This window comes from Aquibium sp. A9E412, assembly GCF_030398335.1.
GTDB lineage: Bacteria > Pseudomonadota > Alphaproteobacteria > Rhizobiales > Rhizobiaceae > A9E412.
The window spans coordinates 1-8,216 of the sequence record NZ_JAOAOP010000101.1; the positions used below are offsets into that span (position 1 = coordinate 1).

Here is an 8,216-nt window from a genome sequence, read left to right on the forward strand (position 1 = left end):
CCAGCAGGATCGCAGACCGGCCCTTTTGCATGGTGCCGCCGGACGGGGGCGGCCCGGCGGGATCAAGGGCGCGAGCCGGCCGCGCTTCCCGAGACGGTTTCCGACGCGGCGTTCGGCGCCGCGATCCGCGCCGCCATCGCGGTCAGCCGCGCGGCAGGCAGGCGCTGACGCAGCGCTCCCGCTTCAGGCCAGGCGTGGGTCGCGGGCGCCGCCGTCCGTTAAAGCGCTTCCGGGCGAAGTGGAAACCGGTGCGCCGTCCGCAAACGCGTCGAAACGATAACCTGGAGCCGATCTGCGATTCCGCGAAAGGCAGATCGATTCTAGAAGCGGTAGCCGAAGCGGATGCCGGCCGCCTCCGCGCCGCCATTGCGGTCGCACAGATTGGCGTTGGAGAAATGGTCGGCGTAGAGCTGCACGGTGGCGTTGTCGGTGATGTCGAAGCCGACGCTCGCGCCGAGCTGGAACAGCACGCGGCAGCCGAGAGGCTTGTAGGTGGTCGGCGCGATCAGGTCCTTCGCCGTGTGGATGGCACCGCCGAGGCTGCCCGACAGGTAGAAGCGGTCGGTCAGGTAGGCGTCCCAGGTCAGGCCGGCATAGAAGAAATGCACCGGATCGTCGGCGACCGCCGCGTCAAAGCCGATATGCGGGCGCGGCGCGCCGATCGGCGCCAGGAAGCCGGGCGAGGGGAACAGCAGCTCGCCGTTGAACACCACGCCGTCGAACTGGTTGGGGCCGAACACGCCGGTGTCGTAGGACATGACGCCGAACTTGGCCTCGAAGCGGTCGGAATTCTTTGCGAACTGGATGCGGTCGCCGAAAAGATACATGCTTTCGGCCGCGGCAGGCGGCGCGAGGCAGACAAGAGCGACCGCCGCGGCAGCGGCTCTTGCGATGGCGGACCTGAGCATGTGTATGTCCCCGGGAAGAATTTCGTATCCTGACTTGCAAGGCGGCGCGTCGCCTGTCAAGCAACTGCCGCATCGGCGGCCGGCGCTTCATCACGCATTGTTGCGGCGTGACAACAAGGCCCGCCGTCCCCCGGCGCAACGAGGCATGACCAACGCATGAGTCCGCAATCCGGCAAACCGCCGTCCCAGCGCCAGCTCCGCGTCGGCGAGCAGGCGCGCCATGCGCTGGCCGAGGTGCTGCAGCGCGGCGAGGTGCGCGACCCGCAGATCGAGGGCACGGTGATCTCGGTCTCCGAGGTGCGCATGTCGCCCGACCTCAAGGTGGCGACCGCCTATGTCGCGCCGCTGGGCGCGGCCGACGACGCCGCGGTGGTCGCCGCACTCAACCGCAACGCGCGCTTCATCCGCGGCCGCGTCACGCCGGCGCTGCGCCAGCTCAAATACATGCCGGCCTTCCGCTTCCGCCTCGACACCAGCTACGAGAACTTCGCGCGCATCGACCGCATCCTGAAATCGCCGGAGGTGGCGCGCGATCTCGACCGCGACGACGATCAGGAGAACGACACGTGACGCTCCGCCCGCAGTCCGCCGCGCCCGCCGGAGACGCCCGCTGATGGCCCGCCGCGGCAAGCGCAAGGGCCGCCCGATCTCCGGCTGGGTGGTGCTCGACAAGCCGGCCGGTCTCGGCTCGACGGAGGCCGTCGCCCGCGTCAAGCGGCTCTATGCCGCCGACAAGGCGGGCCATGCCGGCACGCTCGACCCGCTCGCCTCCGGCATGCTGCCGATCGCGCTCGGCGAGGCGACCAAGACGGTGCCCTACGTGATGGAGGGCGCCAAGGTCTACCGCTTCACGGTCGCCTGGGGCGAGGAGCGCACCACCGACGACCTGGAGGGGCAGGTGGCGCAGGTCTCCGACGCGCGGCCCGACGCGGCGGCGATCCGCGCCGTCCTGCCGCGCTACACCGGGCTCATCATGCAGCGCCCGCCGCAGTATTCCGCCGTCAAGGTCGGCGGCGAGCGCGCCTACGACCTGGCGCGCGGCGGCGAGACGGTGGAGATCGCCGAGCGCGAGATCGAGATCGGCCGGCTCGACCTGGTGGCCCAGCCCGACGCCGGCCACGCCGAGTTCGAGATCGAGTGCGGCAAGGGCACCTATGTGCGCGCGCTCGCCCGCGACATCGGTCGCGACCTCGGCTGCTACGGTCATGTCAGCGCGTTGCGCCGCACCGAGGTCTATCCCTTCGCCGCCGAGGAGATGGTGACGCTCGCCGCGCTCGAGGCGGCCGCGCCCGAGCCCGGCGGCGAGGCCGGGGCGGAGCGCTTCGCCGCGCTCGACGCGCTGCTTGTCGAGACCGCGGCCGCGCTCGACGGCCTGCCGGAGATCGCCGTCAACGACGCGGCGGCCGCGCGCATCCGGCTCGGCAACCCGGTCATCCTGCGCGGCCGCGACGCGCCGCTCGAGGCGCCCGAGGCCTGGGCGAGCACGCGCGGCCGGCTGGTGGCGATCGGCGCCGTCGAGGCGGGCATGTTCAAGCCCAAGCGCGTGTTCACGACCTAGGGACCGGCCCGTTGAGCGACAGGCGAGCGACAGAAGCGAAGGACCGCGACGCCCGCCGCGCCGACCCGGCCGGGCACGGCCGCTCGCGCCTCGTCCACCGTCGCCGCACCCCGGTGGGCACGCCGCCCGGCACGCTGCTGCCGGACGTCGGCGCCGCGCCGAGCGCCATCCGCATGACCGAGATCGCCGAGCGGCACGCCACCGTCACCGAGAACGCGAGCGTCGAGGACGTGGCCGGGGCGATGAAGGCCGGCCACCGGCTGTGGGTCGACGTGGTGGGCCTCGCCGATCTCGACATGCTGAGCGCGCTCGGCGCGCTGTTCTCGATCGACGCGCTGGCGCTCGAGGACATCGTCAACACGCACCAGCGGCCCAAGGTCGACCTCTACGAGGCCCATGCGCTGATCGTCGTGCACATGTTCGACGGCGTGCGGGTGGCGTCCAAGGAACAGTTCTCCATCCTGTTCGACCGCCACCACGTGCTCACCTTCCAGGAGCGCCCCGGCGACTGCCTCGACCCGGTGCGCCGCCGGCTGGCCGCCACGCACGGCCGCATCCGCGCGCGCGGCTCGGCCTATCTCGTCTACGCGCTGCTCGACACCGTGGTCGACGCCTACTTCCCGCTGCTCGAGGCGATCGGCGACCGGCTGGAGGAGATCGACCGCGTCATCGCCGACGACCCGCATCCCGGCGTCGTCACCGACCTGCACGACCTCAAGCGCGAGCTGCTGGTCGTCAAGCGCGCGCTGTGGCCGTCGCGCGAGATGCTGTCGGCGCTGACGCGCGGCGATCTCGGGCTGATCCCGCGCGACGTGCACAACTACCTGCGCGACATCTACGACCACGCGGTGCAGCTCATCGACATGGTGGAAACCTACCGCGAGCTGGCGACCAGCCTGCTCGAGCTCTATCTGTCGAGCGTTTCCACGCGTATGAACGAGGTCATGAAGGTGCTCACCATCGTCGCCACGATCTTCATACCGCTGACGTTTCTGGCAGGCATCTGGGGCATGAATTTCGAGCGCGCGGCCTCGCCGTGGAACATGCCGGAGCTGGCCGCGTATTACGGGTATCCGTTCGCGCTCGGCACGATGGTGGCCACGGCGCTCGGCCTGATTGTCTATTTCCGGTGGAAGAGGTGGCTTTGACGCGGCAGGACGAGGCGGCTTCCGCCACCGGCGATGCAGCGCGCGACCGGCGGCCGCCGGGACGGCGGCGCTGGGCGGGCCTCGACGGGCCGCGCCCGATCGGCGTGTTCCTGTTCCTGCTGATCGCGGTGACGATCATCCCGGCGATCTCGGTCTCCGTCGTGCTGCTCATCCGCCACAACGAGGCGCAGCGCGAGGTCGTCACCACGCTGGCCGAGGCGACGGCCGCCTCGATCGCCGAGGCGGTCGACCGCGAGCTCGTCAGCATGGTCACGACGCTGCGCATCTTCTCGAGCTCGCCGGTCTTCCTGGAGGGCGACCTGCGGCAGTTCCATCGCCGCGCCACGGCCGCCCTGGAGGGCACCGGCACCCATTTCATCGTGCTCGACGAGAACTTCGACCAGCTGATGAACACGCGCGTGCCCTTCGGCACGCCGCTCGGCGCCACCTCCGACCCGGCCTCCGCCCGTCGTGCGCTGGAGACCCGGTCGACGGTGATCTCCGACGTCTTCTTCGGCAAGACGGCCAGCAAGTGGGTGTTCAACGCCATCCTGCCGCACGTTCCGGCCGGCGAGCCGCCGCGCGTGATGATCCTGACGCGCGATGCCGAGACGATGTCGCAGGCGCTCGCCGAACAGACGCTGCGCGGCGGCTGGAACGCCTCGATCGTCGACGGCGCCGGCACGGTGATCGCCTCGTCCTTCATCTCGTCGGACATCGGCAAGCCGTTCTTCCTCGACATCGGCGACGGCTCCGGCACGATGCGCGGCCGCCGCGGACCGGAGGTCAGGCCGGAATCCTACGAGGCGATCGTCGAGCAGTCCGGCTTCAGCAACTGGCGCGTGGTGCTGTGGGCGCCGACGGCGATGGTCGAGGAGCCGATGCGCCGCTCGCTGCGCACGCTGGTCGTCGGCGGGCTGCTGGTCATCGCCATCGGCGCGTCGGCCGCCTGGCTGCTCGGCCGCCACATCGCCAAGCCGGTGCGCCGCCTGGCGCGCGACGCCCGCCGGCTGGGCGCCGGCGAGCCGGTCGAGGCGGTCGGCTATCCGATCGCCGAGATCTCCACCGTCTCGGCCGCGCTCGCCGACGCGGCGGCCGACCGGCGCAAGGCGGAGAACGATATCCGCCTGCTGATGCGCGAGGTGGCGCACCGGGCGAAGAACCAGCTCACCGTCGTCGCCTCGATCGCCAAGCAGTCGGCGCGCAACGCGCGCAGCTTCGCCGCCTTCCAGGACACCTTCCAGAAGCGGCTTTACGGCCTCGCCCGCTCGACCGACCTGCTGATCGCCGGCGGCGCGGCCGGCGTCGAACTGCGCGACCTGCTGGAGGCGCAGATCGAGCCGTTCCGCCCCGACCGGCCGAAGCGGCTGCGCATCGAGGGGCCGCACTTCCGGCTGTCGAGCCAGGCGGCGCAGACCATCGGCCTGGCGATCCACGAGCTGGCCACCAACGCCTCGAAATACGGCGCCTTCGCCGTCGCCGAAGGCCGGCTCGACGTCACCTGGACGGTGGCCGACGAGAAGCTGACGATCGTCTGGCGCGAGACGGTGCAGCGGCTGCGCCGCCGACCGGCCAAGCGCGGCTTCGGCACCGAGATCATCGAGCGCATGCTGGGTGGCACGCTGGAGGCCGAGATCACCCGCACCTTCCACCGCGACGGGCTGGAATGCGTCATGCGCATGCCGGTGGCGCGCATCGTGCCGGGCGATCCCGACCAGGTCTCGCGGCTGATGCAGGGCTAGCCGCCGCGCCGCGCCGCGGCGGCCGCGCCGGCGGCGGATTTTGGCTGGCAATCCGTCGCGCATTGCCTTATATGCGCCGCAGCACCGCGTCATGTGACGCCCTGCAAAGGCCCCGGCTGGACGACATCCCGGCTGCGGGCGTCCCAGATCCCCAGACCAAGAAGGAAGCACGATGTCGATTACCGCCGAGCGCAAGCAGGAACTGCTGAAGGAATACGGGACGGCCAAGGGCGACACCGGTTCGCCGGAGGTCCAGGTGGCCATCCTGACCGAGCGCATCAAGAACCTGACCGAGCACTTCAAGGACCACAAGAAGGACAACCACTCCCGACGTGGCCTCCTGAAGCTCGTCTCGCAGCGCCGTCGCCTGCTCGACTACGTCAAGAGCAAGGACGACGAGCGTTACCGGACGCTGATCGGCAGGCTCGGACTGCGTCGCTAGACGGCTGGCCGGCGGCGGCTCGCGCTGCCGCCGGCCGCTCGCGCGGCGGCGCTGCGGCGCCGCCCACGGCTTCGCCGCATGATGCGCCCGGAGCCGGCAAGTCGGACAGGTCATGGGGCAGGATTGCAGGATGCTTGCCGCCGGCGCGCGCCGGCCGACCCGCAAGCCTCCCGTTGTCTTGCCCATGGCTCGTCCCGAAACGAAGCCAGGGCCGGAACGCCCGGCATGAATGCGTTCATCCCGTTCCGGCCAGACAAGGACAGGACATGTTCAAGCATCACAAGGTAGAGATCGAGTGGGGCGGCCGTCCGCTGACCCTGGAGACCGGCAAGATCGCCCGTCAGGCCGACGGCGCCGTGCTCGCCACCTACGGCGAGACCATCGTGCTCGCCACGGTCGTGTCGGCCAGGGAGCCCAAGCCCGGGCTCGACTTCTTCCCGCTGACCGTCAACTATCAGGAAAAGACCTTCGCCGCCGGCAAGATCCCCGGCGGCTATTTCAAGCGCGAAGGCCGCCCGACCGAGAAGGAGACGCTGGTCTCGCGCCTGATCGACCGGCCGATCCGTCCGCTGTTCGCCGACGGCTACAAGAACGAGACCCAGGTCATCGCCACCGTGCTGCAGCATGACCTGGAGAACGACCCCGACGTCGTCGCCATGGTCGCCGCCTCCGCCGCGCTGACGCTGTCGGGCGTGCCCTTCATGGGGCCGATCGGCGCGGCGCGCGTCGGCTACATCGCCGACGAGTACGTGCTCAACCCGCATGTCGACGAGATGATGGAATCGAAGCTCGATCTCGTCGTCGCCGGCACCTCCGACGCGGTGCTGATGGTGGAATCGGAGGCCCAGCAGCTTTCCGAGGACGTCATGCTGGGCGCGGTGATGTTCGGTCACAACGCCTTCCAGCCGGTGATCGACGCCATCATCAAGCTCGCCGAGGTCGCCGCCAAGGAGCCGCGCGAGCACGTCGCGCCGGACCTGTCGGCGCTCGAGAACGAGATGCTGCAGATCGTCGAGAGCGACCTGCGCGAGGCCTACAAGATCACCGACAAGCAGCAGCGCTACGCCGCGACCGACGCCGCCAAGGCCAAGGTCAAGGCGCACTTCCTGCCCGAGGACGCCGAGGAGACCGCCTGGTCGCCCGAGCAGGTGTCGGCCGCCTTCAAGAGCCTGCAGGCCAAGATCGTGCGCTGGAACATCCTCGACACGGGCAGCCGCATCGACGGCCGCGACCTGAAGACCGTGCGCCCGATCGTCGCCGATGCCGGCGTCTTCCCGCGCACGCATGGCTCGGCCCTGTTCACCCGCGGCGAGACCCAGGCCCTCGTGGTCGCCACGCTCGGCACCGGCGAGGACGAGCAGTATGTCGACGCGCTGACCGGCACCTACAAGGAAACCTTCCTGCTGCACTACAACTTCCCGCCCTATTCGGTGGGCGAGACGGGCCGCATGGGCTCGCCCGGCCGGCGCGAGATCGGCCACGGCAAGCTCGCCTGGCGGGCCATCCACCCGGTGCTGCCGGGCGCCGACCAGTTCCCCTACACGCTGCGCGTGGTCTCCGAGATCACCGAATCGAACGGCTCGTCGTCGATGGCGACCGTGTGCGGCACCTCGCTGGCGCTGATGGATGCCGGCGTGCCGCTGGCCAAGCCGGTCGCCGGCATCGCCATGGGCCTCATCAAGGAGGACGACCGCCACGCGGTGCTGTCCGACATCCTCGGCGACGAGGACCATCTCGGCGACATGGACTTCAAGGTCGCCGGCACGCCCGACGGCGTCACCTCGCTGCAGATGGACATCAAGATCGCCGGCATCACCGAGGAGATCATGCGCGTCGCGCTCGACCAGGCCAAGGACGGGCGGCTGCACATCCTCGGCGAGATGTCCAAGGCGCTGGCCGAAAGCCGCGGCGAGCTCGGCGAGTTCGCGCCGCGCATCGAGGTCATGCACATCCCGAGCGACAAGATCCGCGACGTCATCGGCGCCGGCGGCAAGGTGATCCGCGAGATCGTCGAGAAGACCGGCGCCAAGATCGACATCCAGGACGACGGCACGGTGAAGATCGCCTCGTCGAGCGCCAAGGAGATCGACGCGGCGCGGCAGTGGATCCACACCATCGTGGCCGAGCCCGAGGTCGGCGTGATCTACCGCGGCACCGTCGTCAAGACGGCCGACTTCGGCGCCTTCGTCAACTTCTTCGGCCCGCGCGACGGCCTGGTGCACATCTCGCAGCTCGCGCCGGAGCGGGTGCAGAAGACGACCGACGTGGTCAAGGAAGGCGATCAGGTCTATGTCAAGCTGATGGGCTTCGACGAGCGCGGCAAGGTCCGCCTGTCGATGAAGGTCGTCGACCAGGAGACCGGCGAGGAGATCGCCCGCGAAGGCAAGAAGGAAGAGGCCGGCGCCTGACGCCGGCCCG

The 8,216-nt window shown here is 70.0% G+C and carries 7 protein-coding genes; 6 read left to right on the forward strand and 1 reads right to left on the reverse strand.

The annotated features are described in order from the left end of the window. Positions 1-320 precede the first annotated feature (320 nt). On the reverse strand, positions 321-827 hold the full coding sequence (locus N1F89_RS19755; protein WP_290086165.1) for an acyloxyacyl hydrolase: 507 nt from the start codon (positions 825-827) through the stop codon (positions 321-323). 237 nt (positions 828-1,064) lie between these two features. Between N1F89_RS19755 and rbfA the strand changes: the two genes are divergently transcribed. The 6 genes from rbfA (at position 1,065) to pnp (ending at position 8,206) form a co-directional block, all read left to right on the forward strand. Continuing rightward, entirely contained in the window at positions 1,065-1,478 is a 414-nt protein-coding gene (gene rbfA, locus N1F89_RS19760) for a 30S ribosome-binding factor RbfA (RefSeq protein WP_290086166.1), read from the forward strand. 43 nt (positions 1,479-1,521) lie between these two features. Continuing rightward, positions 1,522-2,466 carry a tRNA pseudouridine(55) synthase TruB gene (gene truB, locus N1F89_RS19765; protein ID WP_290086167.1) on the forward strand — a complete coding sequence of 315 codons (945 nt, stop codon included), beginning with the start codon at positions 1,522-1,524 and terminating at the stop codon, positions 2,464-2,466. Between the two features lie 11 nt (positions 2,467-2,477). After that, a complete protein-coding gene (gene corA, locus N1F89_RS19770) occupies positions 2,478-3,614 on the forward strand; it encodes a magnesium/cobalt transporter CorA (RefSeq protein WP_290086168.1) in 1,137 nt (378 codons plus the stop codon). Further along, positions 3,605-5,356, forward strand: coding sequence for a sensor histidine kinase (locus tag N1F89_RS19775; protein WP_290086169.1), 1,752 nt, complete (start codon positions 3,605-3,607; stop codon positions 5,354-5,356). Before corA ends, N1F89_RS19775 begins: the two co-directional genes overlap by 10 nt. 172 nt (positions 5,357-5,528) lie before the next feature. Beyond that, positions 5,529-5,798 (forward strand): 30S ribosomal protein S15, encoded by a 270-nt coding sequence (rpsO, locus tag N1F89_RS19780; RefSeq protein ID WP_290086170.1) that lies wholly within the window; start codon positions 5,529-5,531, stop codon positions 5,796-5,798. Positions 5,799-6,064: 266 nt separating this feature from the next. Then, complete coding sequence (pnp, locus tag N1F89_RS19785; RefSeq protein ID WP_290086171.1) at positions 6,065-8,206, forward strand: polyribonucleotide nucleotidyltransferase; 2,142 nt, start codon at positions 6,065-6,067, stop codon at positions 8,204-8,206. The last annotated feature ends 10 nt before the right edge of the window (positions 8,207-8,216 follow it).